Annotated in this window: 20 protein-coding genes; 10 read left to right on the plus strand and 10 right to left on the minus strand. The window is 39.9% G+C overall.

All coding sequences use genetic code 11. The features are described 5' to 3' along the window. The first annotated feature begins 263 nt into the window (after positions 1-263). Together Q8S11_RS10180 and Q8S11_RS10185 are read left to right on the plus strand one after the other, a co-directional pair. A complete protein-coding gene (locus Q8S11_RS10180) occupies positions 264-683 on the plus strand; it encodes an OsmC family protein (RefSeq protein WP_305661990.1) in 420 nt (139 codons plus the stop codon). Between the two features lie 328 nt (positions 684-1,011). Beyond that, entirely contained in the window at positions 1,012-1,551 is a 540-nt protein-coding gene (locus tag Q8S11_RS10185; protein ID WP_305661991.1) for a YceI family protein, read from the plus strand. A 49-nt stretch (positions 1,552-1,600) separates the two neighbouring features. Here the strand turns inward: Q8S11_RS10185 and Q8S11_RS10190 are convergent, their stop codons facing one another. Genes Q8S11_RS10190 through Q8S11_RS10215 form a run of 6 tightly spaced genes read right to left on the minus strand, consistent with a single transcriptional unit; the run spans position 1,601 to position 6,278 of the window. Continuing rightward, positions 1,601-2,647 (minus strand): DUF2157 domain-containing protein, encoded by a 1,047-nt coding sequence (locus Q8S11_RS10190; protein WP_305661992.1) that lies wholly within the window; start codon positions 2,645-2,647, stop codon positions 1,601-1,603. A gap of 27 nt (positions 2,648-2,674) precedes the next feature. Continuing rightward, a complete protein-coding gene (locus Q8S11_RS10195) occupies positions 2,675-3,625 on the minus strand; it encodes a bifunctional riboflavin kinase/FAD synthetase (RefSeq protein ID WP_305661993.1) in 951 nt (316 codons plus the stop codon). Positions 3,626-3,659: 34 nt separating this feature from the next. After that, a complete protein-coding gene (gene truB, locus Q8S11_RS10200) occupies positions 3,660-4,385 on the minus strand; it encodes a tRNA pseudouridine(55) synthase TruB (protein ID WP_305661994.1) in 726 nt (241 codons plus the stop codon). Further along, positions 4,385-5,179 carry an undecaprenyl-diphosphate phosphatase gene (locus tag Q8S11_RS10205; protein ID WP_305661995.1) on the minus strand — a complete coding sequence of 265 codons (795 nt, stop codon included), beginning with the start codon at positions 5,177-5,179 and terminating at the stop codon, positions 4,385-4,387. The genes truB and Q8S11_RS10205 overlap by 1 nt, the downstream gene beginning before the upstream one ends. Continuing rightward, entirely contained in the window at positions 5,179-5,400 is a 222-nt protein-coding gene (locus Q8S11_RS10210; protein ID WP_305661996.1) for a DUF3098 domain-containing protein, read from the minus strand. Before Q8S11_RS10210 ends, Q8S11_RS10205 begins: the two co-directional genes overlap by 1 nt. Continuing rightward, positions 5,400-6,278, minus strand: coding sequence for an ABC transporter permease (locus tag Q8S11_RS10215; protein WP_305661997.1), 879 nt, complete (start codon positions 6,276-6,278; stop codon positions 5,400-5,402). The genes Q8S11_RS10210 and Q8S11_RS10215 overlap by 1 nt, the downstream gene beginning before the upstream one ends. 199 nt (positions 6,279-6,477) lie before the next feature. Between Q8S11_RS10215 and leuS the strand changes: the two genes are divergently transcribed. From leuS to Q8S11_RS10230, 3 genes are all read left to right on the plus strand, one after another. Then, positions 6,478-9,312, plus strand: a complete 2,835-nt coding sequence (gene leuS, locus Q8S11_RS10220; RefSeq protein WP_305661998.1) for a leucine--tRNA ligase — start codon at positions 6,478-6,480, stop codon at positions 9,310-9,312. Positions 9,313-9,517: 205 nt separating this feature from the next. Continuing rightward, complete coding sequence (locus Q8S11_RS10225; RefSeq protein ID WP_305661999.1) at positions 9,518-11,998, plus strand: TonB-dependent receptor domain-containing protein; 2,481 nt, start codon at positions 9,518-9,520, stop codon at positions 11,996-11,998. Between the two features lie 94 nt (positions 11,999-12,092). Further along, positions 12,093-13,019: a cobalamin-binding protein gene (locus Q8S11_RS10230; protein ID WP_305662000.1), complete on the plus strand. Its 927-nt coding sequence runs from the start codon at positions 12,093-12,095 to the stop codon at positions 13,017-13,019. Between the two features lie 50 nt (positions 13,020-13,069). On the opposite strand, the gene Q8S11_RS10235 is transcribed toward Q8S11_RS10230, so the two are convergent. Next, positions 13,070-13,591, minus strand: a complete 522-nt coding sequence (locus Q8S11_RS10235) for an NADPH-dependent FMN reductase (protein WP_305662001.1) — start codon at positions 13,589-13,591, stop codon at positions 13,070-13,072. Positions 13,592-13,765: 174 nt separating this feature from the next. On the opposite strand from Q8S11_RS10235, the gene Q8S11_RS10240 reads away from it, so the two are divergent. The 5 genes from Q8S11_RS10240 to lepB are packed head-to-tail and all read left to right on the plus strand — an operon-like array spanning position 13,766 to position 17,985. Further along, the gene (locus tag Q8S11_RS10240) at positions 13,766-14,569 is read left to right on the plus strand and encodes a ParA family protein (RefSeq protein WP_305662002.1); all 804 of its coding nucleotides are present in this window, start codon (positions 13,766-13,768) and stop codon (positions 14,567-14,569) included. A gap of 1 nt (position 14,570) precedes the next feature. Continuing rightward, positions 14,571-15,467, plus strand: coding sequence for a ParB/RepB/Spo0J family partition protein (locus Q8S11_RS10245; protein ID WP_305662003.1), 897 nt, complete (start codon positions 14,571-14,573; stop codon positions 15,465-15,467). Further along, positions 15,467-16,087 carry a DUF5683 domain-containing protein gene (locus tag Q8S11_RS10250; RefSeq protein WP_305662004.1) on the plus strand — a complete coding sequence of 207 codons (621 nt, stop codon included), beginning with the start codon at positions 15,467-15,469 and terminating at the stop codon, positions 16,085-16,087. Before Q8S11_RS10245 ends, Q8S11_RS10250 begins: the two co-directional genes overlap by 1 nt. Positions 16,088-16,116: 29 nt before the next feature. Then, complete coding sequence (gene dapB, locus Q8S11_RS10255) at positions 16,117-16,860, plus strand: 4-hydroxy-tetrahydrodipicolinate reductase (RefSeq protein WP_305662005.1); 744 nt, start codon at positions 16,117-16,119, stop codon at positions 16,858-16,860. Positions 16,861-16,878: 18 nt separating this feature from the next. Beyond that, complete coding sequence (lepB, locus tag Q8S11_RS10260) at positions 16,879-17,985, plus strand: signal peptidase I (protein ID WP_305662006.1); 1,107 nt, start codon at positions 16,879-16,881, stop codon at positions 17,983-17,985. Positions 17,986-18,129: 144 nt separating this feature from the next. Here the strand turns inward: lepB and Q8S11_RS10265 are convergent, their stop codons facing one another. From Q8S11_RS10265 to bshC, 3 genes are all read right to left on the minus strand, one after another. Continuing rightward, on the minus strand, positions 18,130-20,865 hold the full coding sequence (locus tag Q8S11_RS10265) for a carboxypeptidase regulatory-like domain-containing protein (protein ID WP_305662007.1): 2,736 nt from the start codon (positions 20,863-20,865) through the stop codon (positions 18,130-18,132). A 100-nt stretch (positions 20,866-20,965) separates the two neighbouring features. Continuing rightward, a complete protein-coding gene (locus Q8S11_RS10270) occupies positions 20,966-22,051 on the minus strand; it encodes an Ldh family oxidoreductase (protein WP_305662008.1) in 1,086 nt (361 codons plus the stop codon). Positions 22,052-22,060: 9 nt separating this feature from the next. Then, positions 22,061-23,653, minus strand: coding sequence for a bacillithiol biosynthesis cysteine-adding enzyme BshC (gene bshC, locus Q8S11_RS10275; RefSeq protein ID WP_305662009.1), 1,593 nt, complete (start codon positions 23,651-23,653; stop codon positions 22,061-22,063). Between the last annotated feature and the right edge of the window lie 26 nt (positions 23,654-23,679).

A 23,679-nucleotide genomic window follows, 5' to 3' on the forward strand; every position in this document is an offset into this window, starting at 1 on the left:
AAGGCCATAAGCTGGACTGATTCAGTTAGAATCAATTTCTCCGACTTCGTTGCAATGGAACAGAAACAGCAAAGTGCAAAAAATAACCCAATACATTCACTGTCTAACTTGTTTTACGCTCGTAATTAGCCAAACTTTAGACTCCAGCTAAAGCTGGAGCCTATTGTTAAAATTTATCAGTCCATTGTGCGCTGAGTTTACACGGGTTCTTTCAGATTGGATATGCCTTGCAAAATCCCTAACTTTGTAAAAACTTTAAAGCAGTGAAAGTAGCCTTAAAAAGAGTAAATGACGCGGTTCATTTTGAAGCATCAGCTCCTTCCTCAACAGTAAAAGTACATATTGATGGTTCTCCGGAAATCGGTGGCCAGGCACTTGGTGTACGACCTATGGAAATGGTGCTTATGGCATTAGCTTCCTGCAGTTCATTGGATCTTGTCATGATTCTTAAAAAGCAAAAGCAGGTAATCGATGATTTTTCGGTCGATGTTGAAGCAGAGCGAAGGGAACAAATACCCAATATCTTTACAAAAATCCACTTATTGTTTCAGCTCAAAGGTGATATCGATCCTGCTAAAGCAGAAAGAGCCGCAGAGCTTGCGGTAAAAAAATACTGTTCTGTTCATGATATGCTGGTTGCCGGAGGGGTGGAGATAACTTATTCTCTGGAGATTAGTAATTAGCAAATTAGCAAATGAGCAAATGGATTTGTCGATGAGTTGATTTGTCGATTTGTCGATTTGTCGATTGAAATTTGAGTATGAAGTACAATTTCTCTCCATTTTCCGTTTCCTATTCCCCATTCCCAAAAGCCAAATAATTAGCAAATTGATTTGTCTATGAGTCAATTTGTCTATTTGTTGATTGAAATTTGTGTTGAAGAATAAATTTCTTCTTTTCTCAATTCTCCACTCTCCACTCTCCATTATCTTATGACGTTGAAATTACATGTTTAAACATCTAATATTTTATCTTTGTTGTATAACTAGAAAAAACTAAAAAATATAAAATATGGAAACAGCAGTAAAAACTAAGTGGATTATCGATCCAACGCACTCAGAAGTGCATTTCAAGGTAAAACATCTTGTAATTTCGACCGTTACAGGTACGTTTAAATCCTTTGCAGGCAATATGGAGTCAGAAAATGAAGACTTTCAGGATGCAGCTATTGAATTTACGTTGGATGTAGACAGTATTGATACCAATCAGGAGCAGCGTGATGGACACCTTAAATCTGCAGATTTTTTCGATGCAGAGCAATTTCCAAAAATTTCATTCAAATCAACTTCCTTTAAAAAAGTTGGTGAAGATTATGAACTATTGGGCGACCTGACTTTAAAGAATGTTAGCAAACCTGTAAAACTAAATGTAGAGTTTGGTGGCAGAGCTACTGATTTTTATGGTAATGATAAAGCAGGATTTGAAGTTTCAGGCAAGATTAGCCGTAAAGAATTTGGATTAACCTGGGATGGTATTACAGAAGCTGGAGCGATTGTTGTAGGAGATGAGATTAAGCTGCAGATTAATGTACAATTTGCAAAGCAGGTCTAACCAAATATATATCTGTTAAAGGCTGTCCCCGCTCGGAGGACGGCCTTTTTTATTTCTTTAAAAACTCCAGATTCCAGATTTTTTCTGCTTTTCGTCCGATAAGCCAGAAGGACAGTGCCATGATTCCAAAGAATATGGTTTTATCTGTAATATCCCATAGATATTCAAAGTAGCGGCTATAAAGGTTGATTAGCAGGAAGCTGATTCCGAATTCGCGGGCAATATGATCTCTGAAGCGAATGCCGTAAATAGTAAAGCCAATGGAAAACAACAGTGAAATCATACCCCAGTAAAAAAGCTCGATCTGTTTTATCTGCAGCCAGTCCTCCAGACTTCCGAAGTTTCCAAATATAGATAGAAGCCATAAGGAGATAAATAGGTAAAGGAGTCCGATGATATAGGTTAGCTCCCTGAATATATTCAGCTTGCTAAAGCGAAGCATCAGGAAACTGAACAGCACGAGTGAAATTCCAAACAATACAAAGCGCAGAGGATAGTTCATCCCAAGAAAATAAAAACTCCAATCGGTTTGATATCCCGTTTCAGTACCAAACCAGCTCCCCAATGACACCAGTGCAAATGCCCATATCAGGTGGGAACTGAATTTCCAGGCCAGTGCGGCATAAACAAGTACAGATAAAAGAAATAAAATTGAAAAGTGCCCTTTCCCGTTATCAAAGGTTTTTCCAAGGAATGCAATTGAACTTGCTGTTAATAGTATACCAAAAAAGATGATGGATTCATTACTGAAAACCCGCTCAGGATATTTTTTCTTTCGTTTATTGCCTTCAAGAAAGAGTAAGGAAGCCAGGATAGCAGAGATGATGCTGATTAGTATGTCAGGAGTATCGTAAAGTTTTTCGAGCCATTTGAGCACCGCATCATCAATAATTAATGAAGCTATTGCAATCATTCCGCAGGCCAAAGCAACCCAAAAGGAATACTGGGCAAGTCGTCGCCAGTCGAATCCTTTGACTTCATAGGAAGACTGTAATTTTTCGGAGGTTAGCTTGTCAATTAAGCCATTGTCTTCCCAGTTACGTATGGTCTTTCCAAGAAATTCGGCTTCCTGTTTATCAATATTTAGTTTTGCCAAAACGTTTTTTTTGACAAGTTAGAACTATTATTCTGCTCGCAAGAGGATTTTTCGGGCTGCTTTTTCGTCCCGGGTTAATTGTTTTTTGAGATCTGCGAGTGAATTGAATTTTTTATCCCCACGCAAGTGCTCCAAAAAATTTACACGAATAATCTGTCCGTAGATATCCTCATCGAAATCAAAAATATTTACTTCAATATTACGGCTCATTCCATTGATGGTGGGCCGGTGACCGATATAGGCCATGCCCTTCGCTGTTTTGCGACTAGATTCTTCAGTATTGAACTCAATACTTACTGCGTAAATACCATCCGAAGGGATAAGTTTATAGTTTTCTTCAATAAATAAGTTTGCAGTCGGAAATCCAAGAACGCGACCCAGTTGGTCGCCCTTGATTACTTTTCCGTTCAATTGAAATGCGTATCCAAGAAAATCCTTTGCAGTTTTAGCATCTCCGCTTAATATGGCATTTCTGATTTTAGTTGAGCTTACTGCAACATCATTTATATCTTGTTCAGGGATTTCTTCAACATCAAAGCCAAAATCCGAAGAAAAGGATTGAAGTTCTTTCATTCCTCCTTTACGATCCTTCCCAAAACGATGGTCATATCCGATAATAATATGACGTGTACCTATCTTTTTAACCAGTATTTCCTGGATATATTCCTGGGGTGTCAGGTTTGAAAAATCCCGCGTGAAGGGCGTAATGATCAGGTGATCTATACCAAGTGCTGCAAGCTTTTCAGCTTTTTCATCCATTGTACTGATCAGCTTAATATTCAGATCTTCGGGATGAAGGATCATCCGCGGATGCGGAAAAAAGGTTAGAATGACTGTTTCTCCTCCATTCTTCTTTGCGACTTCCTGTAAACGGCTGATGATCTTCTGATGCCCGATATGCACTCCATCAAAAGTGCCAATAGTAACTACGGCATTATGGATTTTTTTGAATTCGTCAATGTGATTGTAAATCTTCATCTTCTGGGAGAGAGCGCAAAACTAAGAATAATTATTATTTTAACTTAGCCTCTTCTTTCAGCTGCCTGATATGGTTCACCAGCTCCATTACTTCAAATGCATTTTCGACATCATAATCTCCGCTTTTGGTGCGGCGAAGTGATTTTAAGTGTGCAGCATTATTTAGGGATCTCCCAAAATCATGCACCAGCGACCGGATATAAGTACCTTTACTGCAAATAACCCTGAAATCTATCTCAGGCAGTTCAATACGGGTAATTTCAAATTGGCTGATACTGACTTTTCGTGTTTTTAGTTCTACACTTTCTCCTCTACGGGCTTTCATGTAAAGTCGTTCACCGTCTACTTTGACGGCTGAATGTGCCGGAGGGAATTGATCCAGTTCACCGGTAAATTGATGTGTATTTGCCCTTAAACTCCCTTCGTCAAGCTGGCTGATATCGAAGGTTTCGTCGATTTCGGTTTCAAGGTCGTAGGAAGGAGTATTTGCACCAAGTATCATTGTTCCGGTATATTCCTTTTGCTGAGCTTGAAACTGATCAATCTTCTTAGTCATCTTCCCTGTACAGATGATCAGTAATCCGGTTGCAAGAGGATCAAGTGTGCCCGCATGGCCTACTTTTAATTTTAAAGGTTTAAATGAATTGCGAATCTTACCTACAACATCAAAGCTGGTCCATTTATAGGGTTTGTTGATGAGCAGTAATTCACCTTCAGCAAAATTAAATTCCGGGAATATTTTTTCTGTTTTTTCGCTCATCAGATCACTTGAAGATCATAACCTGCAAGAAGAAGGATCAAAATAATGCCTCCCACAATGATGCGGTACCAGCCGAAAATCCTGAATCCCCTGGTTTGAAGGAAAGTAATGAAATATCTGATCGCCAGCATGGCTACTATAAAAGCTACGATATTGCCGATAAGTAATAAGTTTACCTGTTCCTGGCTGATTACAAATCCATCCTGATAGAAATCGAACAGCTTCTTGGCAGTTGCACCAAACATGGTTGGTACTGCCAGAAAGAATGAAAATTCGGCAGCGGTCTTCCGTGATAATTTCTGGGACATTCCTCCTACAATTGTTGATGCAGATCTTGAAACCCCTGGAATCATGGAGATACATTGAAACAATCCAATTTTAAATGCTGTGCTATAACTTATATCATCCGTATTATCGATTGTGCCATTTTTAAACCACTTATCAACGAAAAGTAGAATAATACCGCCAATAAGCAGGGCGATAGCGACTGCAAGGGGACTCTCAAGCAGTTGATCGATTTTATCACTCAGTAATAATCCGAAAAATACTGCAGGAAGAAATGCGACAAGTAGCTTGAAATAGAATCCGATGCTTTGGAAGAACCGTTTGAAGTAAAGTACTATAACTGAAAGTATGGCACCAAGCTGAATAGCAACGGTAAATAACTTGACAAAGTTGTTGGACTGAATACCCATCAGCGAAGAGCCAAGTATCATATGGCCTGTGGAAGAAACCGGTAAAAATTCAGTCAGGCCTTCAATAATAGCCAGAAGAATGGCCTGATATAGAGTCATTATTTTTTAAGGATTGCAATAAAACCGATGGCAAAGCCAGCCAGTACAACGATTGGGGCCAGGACGATTTTCCTGAATTCATAAATATCAGTTTCCCCGATCATGAGTAAAAAGCCAAATACGACTATAATGATACTGAGTAACATCAATCTATAATTGTTCTTACCGAACACGAAACCCTCTTGTGGGCTTTCCTTGAGCGGGGTGTTTTTCTGTGCCATTATTTGTATAGTTCATAAATTTTTAAACGAAGAAACTTGCTCACTGCAAAGTAGGTGCTTAGTCCGGAGATCAGTATACCAATCCCGATTACGGCCAGGAATACAATTCCGAATTCAAACCAGTTGCGCAGAATAATCATTTCCGGAACCTGTTGCTGCGCTAAATACAGCGTAAGCAATAATAGAATTACTGCAATAAGTCCTGCAAATAGCCCGTGAAGAATTCCATAGGTAAGGAAAGGCTTGCGGATAAAGTTTTGTGTTGCTCCAACCAGTTGCATGCTTTTAATCAGGAACCGCTGCGAATAGATTGCAAGCCGGATGGTATTATTAATCAGTGCTACTGCTATTATCAGCAGGATTGTTGCGAAGGCGAGAATAACCAGGCCAATTCCCCTGATATTCTGATTGACCATATCTACGAGAGACTTTTGATAAATGACTTCTTTTACCAGTGGGTTTTTACTCAATTGGGCTGAAAATGCTTCAATGCTCTCATTATTGGCATAATCAGCTTTCATATAGATATCTATTGACGATAATAGCGGGTTGTAGCCAAGGAAGTCAACAAAATCTTCACCGAGGTCTTTGGTTAAATTTCGGGCAGCAAGTTCCTTGCTTACATACTGTGTTTTTAAGACATAGGGATTTGCGTCCAATTGTTTCTGTAATGCTGTAATATCTACTTCTTTGGCACCGTCGTTAACAATAATATTGAGTACAATATTCTCTTTCACATATTTGGAAAGGTTTTTCGCATGTACTAGAATCAGGCCAAGCAGCCCTGTCATTAACAGAACTAAAGCAATACTGATCACAGTAGAAACATAAATGGTTTTAGTTTTTCCGGATGATGTACTTTTTTCAAATTCTTCCATGAGCGAAATGATATGTTGCGAAAATAAAGAATTCAGATCATAAACCTACATAATAAGCGCTGAAATGCCTGGATTTGAAGTTAAACTTTGTTAAAATTTTATCTACAGGCATTTATGTAAGTTAATTGAGGTTTTTAAAGGGAGCTCCTGGTTCAAAAAATCGTAGATTTTAGTATTTTCGCAACTTATCAATTTTACAATGGATTATCAATTCAGAGATATAGAGAAGAGGTGGCAAAAATTCTGGGCCGAAAATCAGACTTTTAAAGTCGATAACAGTTCTGCAAAACCAAAATATTATGTTTTGGATATGTTTCCATACCCATCGGGTGCGGGATTACATGTGGGGCACCCGCTCGGATACATTGCCTCCGATATCTTTGCGAGATACAAACGTCTGAAAGGATTTAATGTTTTGCATCCTATGGGATATGATTCATTTGGTTTACCTGCAGAGCAATATGCGATTCAAACCGGACAACATCCTGCAATTACTACTGAAACAAACATAAACCGCTATCGGGAACAGCTTGATAATCTGGGTTTTTCATTTGACTGGAGTCGTGAAGTACGTACCAGCGATCCGGATTATTATAAATGGACCCAATGGATCTTTATGCAGCTTTTTAATTCATGGTATAACCTTGAAAGTAATAAGGCAGAAAGCATTGATGAGTTGATCAAAATATTTGAAAATTCAGGAACTGCCGGTTTAAAAGCAGTATGTGATGACGATGTCTGCATATTTTCTGCTGAAGAGTGGAAGGAATTGCCGGATACTGAAAAGCAAACAGAGTTGCTGAAATACAGACTTACCTATCTGCGTGAAAGTACTGTGAACTGGTGCCCGGCATTAGGGACTGTTTTAGCCAATGATGAGGTGAAAGATGGTTATTCTGAGCGGGGTGGATATCCTGTTGAGCAGAAGAAAATGATGCAATGGAGTATGCGTATTACTGCTTATGCTGATCGTTTGCTGCAGGGACTGGATGGAATTGACTGGCCGGATCCTTTAAAAGAGATGCAAAGGAACTGGATTGGGAAGAGTGTGGGTGCGCTGGTGAGATTTGGCCTCACCCCCGGCTCCTATCCGGGCTCCCTCTCCTTCGGAGAGGGCCGGGGTGAGGCTTTTATAGAAGTATTCACAACCCGTGTTGACACCATTTATGGGGCAACTTTCCTTGTAATCGCACCAGAGCATGAATACGTTGCCGGACTAACCACTCCTGAACAGGAAACTGAGATTCTTAACTATATCGACCAGACTAAAAAGAAAACTGAGCTTGATCGTATGGCCGATACAAAAACGGTTTCCGGTGCATTTACCGGAAGCTATGCCAGGCATCCCATAACAAATGAGCCAATTCCTATCTGGATAGCTGATTATGTATTGGCAGGATATGGAACCGGTGCTGTAATGGCAGTGCCTTCTGGTGATCAGCGCGACTGGCTGTTTGCGACTAAGTTTGGATTGCCAATTGTTGCAATATCAGATGCCCAGACTAATCTCGATAAAGAGGCTGATTCTACCAAGGAAGGACATTATATCAATTCAGGCATAATCAACGGACTGAAATACAAAGAGGCTACAACTACACTTATTACTAAACTTGAAGAATTAGGTGCGGGTAAAGCCAAAGTGAATTTCCGCTTGCGCGATGCGATATTTGGACGCCAGCGTTACTGGGGAGAACCTGTTCCAGTGTATTTCAAAGACGGACTTCCTTACCTGATTGACAGGGAAGATCTTCCACTGGTTTTACCGGAAGTAGATAAATATCTGCCAACAGAAAGCGGAGAACCGCCGTTGGGAAGGGCAGACAACTGGAAATATAAGGATGATCTCGAATATGAGCTCAGCACCATGCCCGGTTGGGCAGGTTCAAGCTGGTACTGGTATCGGTATATGGCCTCACAGGAGGATCGTAAACAGGATACCTTCGCTCCGGCTGAGGCAATCTCTTACTGGAAGGATGTTGATTTGTATATCGGCGGCTCCGAACACGCTACCGGACACTTACTTTACAGCCGCTTCTGGAATAAATTTTTGAAAGATCTTGGATATGTGGTTGAAGAGGAGCCTTTCAAAAAGCTGATTAATCAGGGGATGATTCAGGGACGGTCTAATTTTGTTTACCGGATAATTGATGAAGAGGGCCGCGGAACTAATAAATTCGTATCCAATGGTTTAAAATCTCAGTACACTACATCAGCACTTCATGTAGATGTAAATATTGTGATGAATGAGATTCTGGATCTTGAAAAATTTAAAGCATTCAGACCTGAGTTTGCAAATGCTGAATTCATTCTCGAAAACGGCAAGTATATCTGCGGGGTTGAGGTTGAAAAAATGTCTAAATCCAAATTCAATGTGGTTAGCCCCGATGATATCATTGAGCGCTTTGGAGCTGATACCCTGAGGATGTATGAAATGTTCCTTGGTCCGCTGGAACAAAGTAAGCCATGGAATACGAACGGAATTGAAGGGGTTTTTAAATTCTTACGTAAATTCTGGAAACTTTTCCATGATGATGAGTTTAATTTCAATGTTTCAGATGAAGAACCATCAAAAGCTGAGTACAAAGCACTTCATAAGATCATTCGCAAAGTTGAAGAAGATATAGAGCGATTTTCATTTAATACATCAGTCTCCAGTTTCATGATCTGTGTGAATGAGCTGACTGATCTGAAATGCAATAAAAGGAAAATCCTTCAGGATCTTGTGATTGTACTTGCTCCTTATGCACCTCATATAACCGAGGAGTTATGGAGTTTACTGGGAAATGCCCCTGGTAAATTATCAGTTGCAGCTTATCCGCAGTTCAATCCGGAATATTTGGTTGAGAATGAATTTTCCTATCCGGTCTCAGTAAATGGTAAGACCCGAATGAATCTTAATATCTCCCTGAGCCTTTCACAGGCAGAGGTTGAAGAAATTATACATGCTAATGAAGATTTGAAAAAATATCTCGAAGGCAAGAACATTAAGAAAATTATTTTCGTGAAAGGTAAAATAATTAATCTTGTAGTATAAATTTTATAACCATGATAGATATGCGGATTTAAATCAGCTCTATCATGGTTATTCCCGAACCCTACCTCTTTTTAACAGACTATTTCTGACCCTGTTAAACCATTGGATTTTTCTTGTGTCTTAGATTTTACTTTGGGTCAACAATTTGCAGCCTTGTTGCTGTAACAATAGATGTACTTTCGCGACTAAATTCTAAACCAATTAAATGAAACGTTTATTTACAATACTATTATTGCTTTCCGGTGTTTCGGTTGTTCAGGCACAGGGAATGGGTGGCGCAGCAGCTCCGAGCGTAACGGGCAGAATATCGGGTATTATTCTCGATTCGATAACCCGCACTCCGATTGATTATGCTACAATCTCTTTAGGCCGTGCAGGTTCTGAAAAAACAACCAATGGTGCATTGACTGATGAAAAAGGTTCCTTCAAAATAGAAAATATTTCGGCGGGTGTTTATCGTATAACCATTGCTTTTCTGGGTTATCAGACTAAATTAATCGATTCGGTGAAAACTACACTGGCTAAACCTGATTTAAATCTTGGCAGGATTTTTCTTTCTCCAAATCAGAATATGTTGAATGAAGTTGTGGTAACAGGTACCGCACCTATCATTGAAAACAAGATTGACAAACTGGTATACAATGCAGAACAGGATGTTGCCATCGCCGGTGGAAATGCTACCGATGTGCTGCGTAAAGTACCGTTGCTTTCGGTCGATTTTGAAGGAAATGTATCCCTTAGAGGAAGTCAGAATGTTAGGGTATTGATAAATGGGAAACCCTCAGGCTCTATGGCCAATAATATGGCTGATGCCCTGAAGGCAATTCCGGCTGACCAGATCAAGAATGTTGAGGTAATCACTTCTCCTTCCGCAAAATATGATGCAGAAGGTACTTCAGGGATAATCAATATCATTACAAAAAAGAATAATCTGGCCGGGGTAAGTGGCTCGGTAAATGGTGGGGTAGGAACAAGACAGAACAGCGGTAATGTCAATCTGAACGCAAAAACAGGCCGTTTAGCTCTAACTGCCAATGGGGGAGGTTTCTACTCCTGGCCTCAAACCAGTAATATCTCATTTAATCGAACTAATACGGCAGGTACACAAATTATAAGTCAGGCAGGTGACAGCAGAACAGACAGACTGGCAATGAATGGTTCAATCGGAGCTGATTATGATTTCAACAGTTTCAATTCGATTAGTTCAAATTTACGTTTGAATGGGTTCAGTAATAGTGCGAACGGCAGCAATCTAAACCAGAATAGTTTCAATGGGGCTATGGCTAATTTTACCCGTTTGAGTAATAACCAGATGCAAATGAATGGGATTGACTGGAGCAGTGACTATCTTCACAAGTTTAAGAAGAAGGATCAACAGATCTCATTTGCCTATCAGTTCACAAACAGTAAACAGAATAGTGACTATACAACCGACTTTTCAAATACCATAATTGATGAATACGGAGATAATAATGCGGATAATACAGAAAATACAATTCAGATAGATTATACCCATCCCTTTAAAAAGGTGACTTTCGAAACAGGATTGAAAGGTATTCTCAGGGATATTGTAAGTGATAATCAAACCCGCAACTTTAATTCGACTACAAATATATTCACACCAATCTCATCCCGTACCTATATCTATGATTACAATCAGGATGTATACTCGGCTTATGCCACATTTGCTTTTACACTGGCTAAGAAATTCGGTATCAGGGCTGGTGCGCGTTATGAAGGGACTGAGATCAAGGGTGATGCGAGATCTGTGGGTGCTGCGGCATCCCCATTTAACAGCAGTTATTCTAATCTGGTTCCAAGTTTTGTAGTTTCAAGAACGTTCAAAAACTTTTCAACGGTTAAGTTAAGTTATAACCAGCGTTTGCAAAGGCCGAGTTTGTTTTACCTGAATCCATTCCTGAACAGTGCAGACATCTTCAACCAGTCGCAGGGAAACCCTGCGCTGCAGCCTGAGTTGTCGCATAATATTGAATTTAATTATTCCAAATTCGTAAAAAGCTCTGTGATGAATGCTTCGGTTTATTACCGCCGTACCAATGATATTATTGAAAGCTTTGTAATCCCTGTTTCAGTTACCGATCCCGCAACAGGAAATACTGCTACAGGTTCAAGAACAACTTTCAGAAATGTTGGAAGTAATAATTCAGTTGGGTTTAATTTTTTCGGACAAATTAATCCGGTAAAGCCTCTGACATTCAGAGGCAACTTCAATGTATTTACCTATGATATTAATGCAAATAGTGGATTTACTGTTAGTAATACCAATACGCAGCTGATCTATAATGCCTTTCTGATGGGTTCCTATGTTTTTCCTAAGGGACTTACATTCGAGACATTCCTAATCACTAATTCTCCGCGCCGTACTTCCCAGGGTAAAAATCCATCTTTCAATATGTGGAATCTTGGTTTGAAGAAAGAAATCATGAAAAAGAAAGGAAGTATCGGTTTGACTATCATTGATCCATTCAATGAGAACAAGAATTTCCGTCAGAATATTACCGGAGCAGATTTTGTTCAAACCAGTAATTTCTCAGTTCCTTTCCGCTCGTTTGGAACGAGCTTCAGTTATCGATTTGGAAAATTGACCATGCAGGCTCCACGAAAAAAACGTGGTGTAACGAATGATGATCTTAAGCAGGGAGAACAGAATAACGGGACTCAATAATATCCAGTAAGATTATAGAATAAAAATAATGCCCCGGCCTCAAGACCGGGGCATTATTTTTTAATAATTGTACATTTGCCAAAATTGAGAATAGATGCAGGATAGAAAAATTATTTCCCTGTTGCCGGCAGCCACAGAAATTATTTGTGCGCTTGGATTAGAGGAGCAGCTTATTGGCCGATCGCATGAATGTGATTATCCTGAAAGTGTTCTGGATCTGCCGGTATGTTCTTCAGCAAAATTTCTTCCGGGATCCGATAGTGAAGAAATAGACAGGCAGGTTAAAGAAATTCTCTCTGATTCACTTTCAATTTATACTATAGACAAAGAACTGATAAAAAGCCTGGCACCTGATGTTATTATTACCCAGGCTCAATGTGATGTTTGTGCTGTAAGTACAAAGGATGTGGAATTTGCGATGAAGAATCTGCTTGAAAAGGACTGTCAGTTGATTTCTTTGGAGCCTCATGGATTAGCTGATATTTACCGGGACATCCAAAACCTGGCTGATCAGCTTGGAGTGGGAGCAGCCGGGGCAGATTTCCTGGAATTATCAGAAGAGCGGATTAATATCATTCGCCATAAACTCAAATTCAGTACTGAGAAACCCAAAGTTGCCTGTATAGAATGGCTTTCACCCCTGATGATCGCCGGAAACTGGACACCTGAAATCATTGAAATTGCAAGCGGTGTTCCGGTGCTTTCAGAGAAAGGAAAGCATTCGGGCTATGTAAGTTTTGAGGATATTCAGAATCAAGATCCCGATATAATCGTTCTGATGCCTTGTGGGTTTTCGGTTGAGAGAACATTAAGGGAGATCAATCTTTTGCTGGAACTACCCGGATGGCGGGCGTTAAAGGCGATTCAGGAGAACAGATTTTATATCGTCGATGGCAATCAGTATTTTAACAGATCAGGACCGAGGATAACTGACAGTATTGAGATTATGGCCGAGATCATTAGCCCAAAGCAGTTTGCTTTTGGATATGAAGGAAAGGGATGGATAAGGTTTAATATTTAACGCTGACAGGGTTCTGGCAACGCTGACAGGGTTTTAAACCCTGTCAGCGTTTAAAATGCTATAAACCGATCAATCTGCTGATTAGTAAATTTTATGGTGTCTTCGTTATAAAGGTTCCCGTTTTCATCAAGTTCTTTCCTGATGTTTGGTATATGGATACGTAATGGCAGGACATGCATATTGATATAATGGCAGATTCCGGTAAAATGATCAATACCCCGTATGTTACCATATTTGCCGCTTGAGAGTCCGACGAGCGCGGCCTTTTTTCCAAAAAAACTTTCAGGAAAAGCAGAAGCATCAATAAAAGTCTTTAAAACTCCGGGAAAGCTTCCATTATACTCAGGTATGACAAAGATGAATTTGCTGCTTGCAGTAATTTTGTCCTGAATACTTTGAAAGGCTTCGCTGCGTTTTCCATAAAGATCGGAACTGATCAGATCGCGGGGAAGCTCAGAAAGTGAGAAAATTTCTGAGTCGAAACCTCTTTCAGACAATTGCCTAAGGTAATATTCGGCGACTTTAAGTGAATTACTTCCTTCACGATTAGTACCGGAAATTATTGTTGTCATTTTGTGGATAAGATGTGCAAAACGAAAATCGCCCCGCGGTGTAATTAGTTTTAAGTTTGTATCTTAGAATTTATTAAAAAGTCTTATTTATACAACCAAAAGTAGTGTTTTGAACTGTTTGGAATTTATTGTTTAAGCTTTTTAATATCACGTATTTGTAATTATTTTTTAAAAATGAGCAAAATTATCGCATTAGCAAATCAAAAAGGGGGCGTGGGAAAAACTACTTCAGCCATAAATCTTGCAGCGAGTTTAGCTGTACTTGAATACCGTACTCTTTTGGTTGATGCGGATCCGCAGGCAAATTCAACATCAGGAATAGGATTTGACCCTCGTACAATTAAGGCCAGCATATATGAGTGCATAATTAACGAGATAGATCCATTGGAGGCTATTCAAAATACCGATACTCCAAACCTTGATCTTTTACCTGCCCATATTGATCTGGTAGGTGCTGAGATTGAAATGATTAATTTAACAAACAGGGAATATAAAATGAAAGCGGTTCTGGATAAGATCCGTGATAATTATGATTTCATAATCATCGACTGTTCCCCTTCACTTGGTTTAATTACAATCAATGCCTTAACGGCAGCCGATTCAGTAATTATTCCGGTTCAGTGTGAGTATTTTGCTCTTGAAGGACTGGGTAAATTGCTGAACACCATAAAGATTGTTCAGAGTCGTTTAAATCCTAATCTTCAGATCGAAGGTATATTGCTGACTATGTATGATGTCAGGCTCCGTTTGTCAAATCAGGTTGTTGAGGAAGTAAAGACCCATTTCCAGGAACTGGTCTTCGATACAATCATCCAGCGGAATACCCGTTTAAGTGAAGCTCCAAGTTATGGAATCTCGGTGATTATGCATGATGCAAACTGTAAAGGTGCAATCAATTACCTTAATTTAGCCCGTGAAATCATCCGAAAAAATGGATTGGTTTCGAATGAGGAGGCTTTAAAACAAGCTTTAGTATAATATGATCTACCAAAAGAAAACAGGATTAGGAAGGGGATTAAGAGCTCTTTTGGATGATTCGGATTTGCCGGAAAATGACAGACAGCAGGTAAGCAATGAAAGTTCCTCCCTGGGCTCTATCAGCTCTGTAAAGATCAGTCAGGTTCAGGTTAATCCATTTCAACCCCGTACTGATTTTGATCCTGAAGCCTTGCAGGAACTTGCAGAGTCGATCAAATTGCAGGGCTTGATTCAGCCAATTACTGTCAGACAATCAGGACAGAATTCTTATCAGCTTATTTCAGGTGAACGTCGTTTGCGGGCATCCAGGCTTGCTGGCTTGACCGAGATTCCGGCATATGTTCGTACTGCCAATGATCAGCAAATGCTGGAAATGGCGCTCATCGAAAATATTCAACGTGAAAACCTGAATGCCATTGAAGTCGCATTGAGTTTTCAGCGAATGATTGATGAATGTAATCTGAAGCAGGAGCAGCTCGGCGAACGAGTGAGCAAGAACCGCTCTACCGTAACCAATTACCTGCGTTTATTAAAACTTCCTCCTGCTATTCAGGCTTCTATCCGAGATAAAGAGATCTCTATGGGGCATGCTCGTGCTCTTATTTCGGTAGAGGATGTAGACAAACAACTATATCTTTTTCAGGAGATAATCAATCGCGGACTTTCGGTGCGTAAGGTGGAAGAATTAGTTCGGCAGTTACAAAGTATCGGTGAAGGAAAAAAACCAGTGAAGGCAGTTGGAATGTCATTTCAATACATGAAAATTCAGGATGATCTCGCCTCAAAGTTTAGTACCAATGTTAAGCTAAAACTGAGTGAAAAAGGGAAAGGCTCAATAGAAATTGGGTTTATGTCTGATGATGATCTGAACCGGATTCTGGAAATGTTAGACTGGTAATGAAACTAAAGATCCTTTTAGGGCTCATCCTTATGTGTTTTTTAACGCAAAGGGATGCGCTTTCTCAGGTTAAAGATGCTCCACCTGCTAAATCAGACAGTAGTAAAGTACAGGTTAAGAAAGAGCCAGCCCTGAAAGATTCTGCCCGTCTTGCCATTGAAGCAATGCCACGTCGTGCGGCGATGAAATCATTGATGTTGCCGGGACTCGGCCAGATATACAATAAGCGCTGGTGGAAAGTACCACTGGTTTATGGTGGTTTTATTGGCATTGGCCTTGTTTTTGAGTTTAATCAGCGTAACTATCAAGTCTTTTTGAAGGAGGCACAGTTTCGTGAACTGAACCCTCAAAAAACACAAAATCCCCTCTTCGCAGGGTATACCAATGAGGGGATTATTCAGATTAAGGATGCTTACAGACGTGATCGTGATCTTTCTGTGTTAGCCGGGCTGGGATTTTATGCTATAACAATCATTGATGCTTATGTTGATGCAAAGTTTTTCAGGTTTGATATCTCAGATGAATTGTCCCTGAAAGTACAACCTTCTGTAGGTCAGGTGCCTGTTCATGCCTCAGTTTTTTCTCCTTCGGTAGGGCTAAAGTTAAAACTGAGTTTATGAGCATTATAAAATTATTTAATTTAAAATAAATGAAGATAGCTATTCTTGGATATGGTAAAATGGGCCGTATCATTGAACAATTTGCGATTGAAAGAGGCCATGAAGTTGTTCTGAAAGTCAATATTAATAATTTAGAGGACTTAAGTGTAACCAATTTAGAAAAGGCAGATGTGGCCATAGATTTTAGTACACCCGATTCTGCCCTGAGCAATATTGAAATTTGTTTTGCAGCACATGTTCCCGTTGTGGTGGGTACCACAGGGTGGTATGGTCGTTTACAGGAAGTTAAGAATAAGTGTGAAGAGAGTAACAATACCCTTTTATATGCATCTAATTTCAGTATTGGAGTGAATGTGTTCTTTTTCATGAATAAAGTGCTTGCAAAGATCATGAACAGGTATCCTCAATACGAGGTTCAGGTAGAAGAGATTCATCATACAGAAAAACTCGATTCACCCAGTGGTACCGCTATGACTATTGCAGAAGGTATTATTTCGGAACTTGGCCGCAAGAATGAATGGGTGAATGAGTTGATTGGTTCAGGAGAGGAATTAATACCGAAACCTGATCAGTTACTGATCGAATCACATCGCATAGAGGATGTCCCCGGCACTCATACTGTGATTTACAGTTCAGAAGTGGATGATATTGTTTTCAAGCATAAGGCTCATAGCCGGGCCGGATTTGCTCTGGGAGCTGTAATGGCTGCAGAATGGCTTGAAGACAAAACCGGATTTTTTAATATCACTGATATGTTTGATTTTAGCATTTAAATTGATTACCAATAGGACATGAGTTTAACCAATAAGAATAAATCGAAAGATAAGAAAGCACGGATCAAGAAAAGTGCCGGCAGAGAGTGGTTTGATGCCATTCTGTTTGCAGTAGTGGCAGCTACCCTGATCAGGGGACTTTTTATAGAGGCCTATGTTATTCCAACAGGATCGATGGAGAAAACACTGCTTGTAGGAGATTATCTTTTTGTGAGTAAGGTGAATTATGGAGCAAGAATGCCTATCACACCGGTATCATTTCCTTTTGCTCATCATACCATGCCGATAACCGGAACCAAAGCTTATTGGGAAGGCCTTAAGTGGGATTATCGCCGGCTGCCCGGACTTGGAGAGGTAAAAAGGAACGATGTAGTTGTGTTTAACTTTCCAATGGATGCAGATCCTCCCTTGTCGCGACCAGTTGATAAACGCGAGAATTATATTAAACGTTGTATGGCTATAGGAGGGGATACCGTACAAATTAAAGATGCCAGGGTTTATCTGAACAATAAGCCTGCTGAAGCTCCTGTTTTTGGTGAAAAATATTATTATGTAAAATCTGATGGGACTGATTTTAACCCTCAGGCTATAGAAGATCTGAATATTGAAGCTCAACGCTCGTCTGCCGATGAGTATATTTTTAATATGACAGAGAAAGATGCAGAAATTATTAAAGGATGGTCGAATGTGAAGAGTGTGAACCTTTATGTCAGGCCATTGAATGAATTTGATTCCCAGATATTTCCACATAATCCTTCAATTAAATGGAATGCCGACAATTTCGGCCCTTTAATTGTACCAAAACAAGGCTGGACTGTAAAACTGGATGCTAACAATTATTCAATTTATGAGCGTGTAATTTCAGTTTATGAAGGAAATACCATTGAAAGAGTTGGAAATGACATCCTGATAAACGGCAAAAAGACAGACAGCTATACTTTTAAAATGAATTATTACTGGATGATGGGTGATAACCGGGATAATTCCCTGGATTCACGTTATTGGGGTTTTGTACCTGATGACCACATTGTGGGAAAGGCTTTGTTTGTATGGATGAGCTGGAATACTAAAGGCACTTTCTTCGATAAAGTGCGCTGGAGCAGATTATTGGGTGGAATTCATTAAAATTTTAAATCTATTTTAAAGCTCTGCGATTAGTTGCAGGGCTTTTTTTGTTTTAGATCGGCTTTTATCCCGATAACTGCCTTTCAGCAGCTGAGCGAACTCCGCTAGTATAGATCAAATTTTGTAAAATGAGTACAAAGTTCCTTACTCAACCTTATACCTGTAAATATACCTGGAGAGATTTCCATCAATGTCTGTGCCTTCAACGATTGCTTTGTAGGTTCCTTTATTATCTCCATTATAAAATTCAACTGCCATATTGCCCGCTTTGTCTGTAAAGATTCTGGGGTTCCAGTAAATTGTACTGCGTAAGTCGGAACCGGTAGTACGGCTTTCGGGACTAAGATATTTGGGAGAATAGAACTCTCTCTTTTTAATATATCCATGAGGGTTGAAAGTCAGAACATTATTCTGCGGGAATAATTTCCTGAGTTCCTCAGCACTTACAGGGGTCCCCTTAGGGGTGACTTTCGAGTTTATCACCAATACTCCATTGGTATTGTACATCCGGTTCACCATACCCAATTCATCCCTTAAAAACACCTCAATATTGTCAACATCCGCCGGATTGATATTGTTCAGATAATTGGCATCGACAGGCATCCCATTGAAAAAAATCTGCACAGGTACCCTAAGCCCCGAATTATAGACCCTGGTCACGTAAAAATTATTATTGTTAAAAGTAAGTCCGGCGGTTGCAGTTTGAAGACAGTTTAGTAAGATCGTGCAGCCCTTAAAACGCTCGCCATCAATCACATGATCAGCCTGGGCACCAAGTCCGGAAAGGGCAGGGTGATCCATATGGCTTGCTTTTTTTGTCGCAGTGGCCGTTACTACTACTTCCTGAAGCATTTGTGTCGCCAGAAAATATTGTCTTTTACTATTATCGAGGTAAGTAGCCAAAGCGCTGTCAATATTGAGTTCTTCATCCGCTGCATTGATATTTTTGCCATTTGTTGGAAATGCTGTTCCATTCAGCATGATCATCATGTTCTGGGCTGCAGTTGAACTTCTGGCACTGATGGTAGCTTCTGCAGAATCGGTAATCATCACTTTTTCAAATTTGAACTCACCTTTCAGATTAGTTGCGGTTTCAGCATAGAACCGGCTCTCAGGAACCACCAGTTTCAAACTACCTTTGGAAACCGGCATTCCGTTTGAGGTACGCAATATTCCCGAAAATTCAATTCCCTGTTCAGGAAGAACACTAATTACGGGTTCCCGGTCCTTGATGATATCTTCATATGAGAATTTTCTGTATCCCTGGGTTAGCATTAGCAAATCAAGATCTGCCAACTTTTTGTCATTGGTCTGGTTGAAATAATAATTTGGTTTTTCAATATATCCTGTTAATTCTGAGGATAGCAGAAAGGAGCTCAGAATTGTTGTCTCTTCATCTTCAGAATGAGGAACTTTGGTTTCATTGATTACCGAAAGGGAAAAATTTCCTTCAACCGGTACATTATTGCTTTTTGCATTGATGTTCATTTTTACCGGCTGTCTCGAGCCATAAACCTTTTTATCCGTGTTTATACTGATGCTTGAAACATCTGTGTGATTTACAAATATCAATCGCTCGGTTAATGGTTCACCTTTATTTGTGAACAGGGTAATTTGTACGATTCCGGTAGGAAACTTGTTTTTTGGTAGAGATGCTCCAATATTAATTGTGGCTAAGTTAGTCTGGGCTGCAAAGCAGATTACACCCTTGCTTCTGGCAATAAGGTAAAAGTTTTTATCATGGTTTTTGTCAAAAAATGACTGTGTAGCTGAAAGCTGCAAAATGATATTTGTTGGCGTGGAGTTCAAAACTGCCAGAGAAATTCCTGAAGGTTTTATTTCAGGCAGTGGAATAGTTTTCTTTAATCCGTTAGAAAAATTGAGGTTGGCTTTATAACTTTTACCGGTTTCGGGCAAAAGTGTAAATGATCCCATTCCCAGATGCTGTGACTGTATGCTACTGATCACTTTTCCTGTATTGTCAACAATTTCTCCCTTAACATCGAGTCCAAGTCCCTTTTCCTGAAGAGCTTTGAATGCTACTTTAGTGCTTACATTTTCAAGTAAATCCCCTCCTTCCGGAAAGAATTGTAAATCTGCTCCGGCAAATGAATTTTTCAAAGGGAATTTAGAACTTATCAGTTTAGTGGTCTCTGCTTCAAGCACTGTTTCAAGTATTCCGGTATCTAAAGCTGCTTTCTGTCCGGCGCTTAATTTTAAAGTGACCATTCCATCGGCATTGGTAGTTTCCCTGCCTCGGGCAATGGTCTCAAATCTGGAGATAAGACTCCAGCTTAATCTTTTATTGGCAAATGGTTTGCCATCAGGGTCTTTGAATACTATTTTGGCATTGATTAATGGTGAAGTATCCGGATTCTCGCCACGGAGGGAAATAGTTGTAATGATATTTCTGTTTATTGCATTTCCAACTGTGATAGTTTTAGTAAAAAAGTATTCATCACTGAAATTTAACATCCAGTAAGTATAAGCTCTTATTCTATAATTGCTTGATTTGTAGATTGTTGGATCAAGTGTAATACTGCCGTAAGCAGAAGTATTAACCACTGGTAGTTTCATTGACCTGATAAGGGTATCATTCTCAGAGATAATATCCACATACAGAACCTTACTCAGGTCTGAGGGTAAATCCTGTCCTGTAGCAACATAGGCTTTAAACCAGATAGTATCTCCGACAGCATAATATGGCTTGTCGAAATGCAGATAAACTTTTTCTGATGGATAATCTTCAATCAGCTTTTGGGATCGGTCTACTATAGTCTTTAAACTTATCGTGTCCTGAGCATACAATTGACCGGCCTGCAACAAAAACAGGAGAACGATAAATAATGAACGGCAAACTTTCATCTTGAATTGAATCATATATGCGAATATAGATTAAATGAACTTTTTAACCATACATCCCTGAATGTTTAACATATTTTAATAAGTTTAAGGCTTGAAATTGAATTTCAGGATAAGATTAACTTAGTCTGCTGATCCCCAACTTGTCTGCAAGACCATTCAGATCATTGCAAACTTCTTCAATAAGAGGAATACCATTGCTCTGCCGCTCTTTTTCTGCAATCAGCTCTGGGTCACCCGGAATAATCACTTTCTGATTTTTACTGATTGGTTCTGCCGAGCTGAAACGCTCTATCCAATTGTCAAGATGTGTTTTGAATTCATCAACCGGTCTGAAACCATCAACCCTCATCGCACCTAAAAAATGACCTAATCCCTTCCCAACCGGATTGTCGGATGGCTCCATAAATGCAACAAAGGGGGGTGCCCAGGGGCCATAATTGGCACCTGAGAGCACTGCAGAGAGAATATCTACTGTTGCGCTTAGTCCAAAGCCTTTATGGCTACCGTGGTCCCTGTCGCTTCCCAGAGGCAATAAGGCGCCACCTCTTTTTAATTCATGTGGATCGATAGATGGATGTCCTTTCGCATCCTGGATCCAGCCTTCAGGAACAGGTTTTCCGGTGCGCTGGGCGATCTCCAGTTTGCCATTGGCAGCTGCAGAGGTTGCCATATCTACAATGACAGGTGGATATTTGCCGGCGGGAAAGGCATAGCACATCGGATTAGTACCAAGCATCCGCTCATTGGAAAAGGTAGGTGCAACCAGCGGACTCGCATTGGTCATTGCAAAACCAATCATATCCTTGTCAACAGCCATCATGGTATGATAGGCAGCAATCCCAAAATGATTGGAGTTCCTGACCGAAACCCAGCCGGAACCATATTTCTCTGCTTTTTCAATAGCCACTTCCATTGCAAAAGGAGCTACCACAAGACCTAAACCGGCATCTCCATCAATAGTGGCTGTTGTTGGGGTTTCATGGACTATTTTAATTTCCGGCCTTGGATTGATGCGTCCTTTTTCCCACAAGCGAACATAACCGGTTAATCTGGCCACGCCATGTGAGTCAATACCGCGAAGGTCTGCTTTGAGGAGTACGTCAGCGGCCAATTCTGCATGCTCTGAGCTACATCCCATTTTTATGAAAATGGATTTTGTAAAGTCCCGTAGCTTACTTTCGGTAAAGGTATGATAGGTCATTTATCTAATCTACTCTTCTAATATCGTGAATTTCAGGTCAAGAGGTTTGAAGTTCTCAACAAGGGTTTTTATAAAAGCCTTACCATACTTCACATAGTACAAACCGAAATTTTCAGACCGCTCCTGCAGGCCAGCATTTGGAAAAAGTTTGGATTTGATCATATCGATCTGGGAAAGGGCATCCACAAAATTCCTTTTCTCAGCTTTAATTAGTTTTGCTTCCAGATTTTTAACTGCCTTTTGTAACCTGGCCTTAACAGCCTCAGAACTTGGCCCAAGACTCGGATCAATCTTATAGGTCCGCAATTTTATTTTTTCAAAAATGGAACTGAGTTCCTGCCATTCATCATGTAAACTAAGGCTATGCTCAGTATGGTTGAATACCCATTCCTTTTTAAGCTCTTCAGTATTTTTAAAAATGTCCTTTATGTTAAGGTCCAGGCGGTGTAGCTTCGTTTCAAGGTTCAGGGAAGCGAATATCGCAGAATTCCGCAGAAGAAGAACCGGAAAATCAACGCCGTAATAATCAAAATTTTGTTTCAGTTGCAGCCAGTAAATAATCTCTGCTCCTCCACCGATATAGGCCAGGTTAGGAAGGATTACTTCTTCATAAAGCGGGCGCATTACCACATTCGGACTAAAGCGTTCAGGATAATCCTTAATTACTTTTAACAGCTCTTCTTTACTAAAACTGATCTCTGTATTTAATACGCGGTAAAGCTCATTTTCGAAGACAATACGTTCCCTTAAACCATCCAGCAGGTAGAAGAAATTAATCTCTCTTGGATTCACCTGGGCTTCAATACCCTTTTCTGCGAGTTTTTTATTGGTGTCTGTGATGGTTCTGAAGCTGTGTTGTCCGGTAATGTCTTCAGCAATTATACCTGAAAATTTCATTTTTAACCTTCTGTCATCTGCATCCAAAATAATCAGGCCGTACTCTTCAAAGAGGGTGTTGACCAAATGCCTGCTCGCATCGGCCAGATTTTTATTGCCTGTATAGGCAGTCCTGATTAGGTTACCCAATGCATCAGCATTATCTGAAATACCCAGAATAGCGAGATATTCCTGGACTGTTTTTTCTATCCCATTTGTAGCTAATCTGCCGGTGGCACCCGTGGCTTCCAAGTCCCAGCTGATCTTCTTTCCTGAGATATAGGTATGATTGATCTCGGCAAAATCATGATCTTCTGTAGCCATCCAGTATACAGGTACAAAGTTTTTATCCGGAAATTGAGATTTTAGTTCCTTTGCCAGATTGATGGCAGTTACGATCTTAAAAATGAAATATAAGGGACCTGTAAAAATATTTAACTGGTGGCCTGTACAAACAGTGTAGGTGTTTTTTTGGAGCAGCAGACTAATGTTTGTGCTTACCTGCTCATTACAGGGTTGTGATAATTTAGCGTATTGTTCCTTTAAAACTTCAACAAGAATTTCCCTGTTTGGATTATTTTTTTTTGAGGCCAATAATTCAGCGAATCCCTGAAGGTTCGGACTATATGATTGGAAGGAACTCAATTCCGTTTCATTATTCAGATAGCGGATCAGTGCTTCCGAAAAGCTCCTGGTTTCACTGTATTCAATATAAGTTGCCTTCATCGAAAACGAAATTAGGGGAAATTAAT

It is taken from the genome of Daejeonella sp. (genome assembly GCF_030695525.1).
Taxonomy (GTDB): Bacteria; Bacteroidota; Bacteroidia; order Sphingobacteriales; family Sphingobacteriaceae; genus Daejeonella.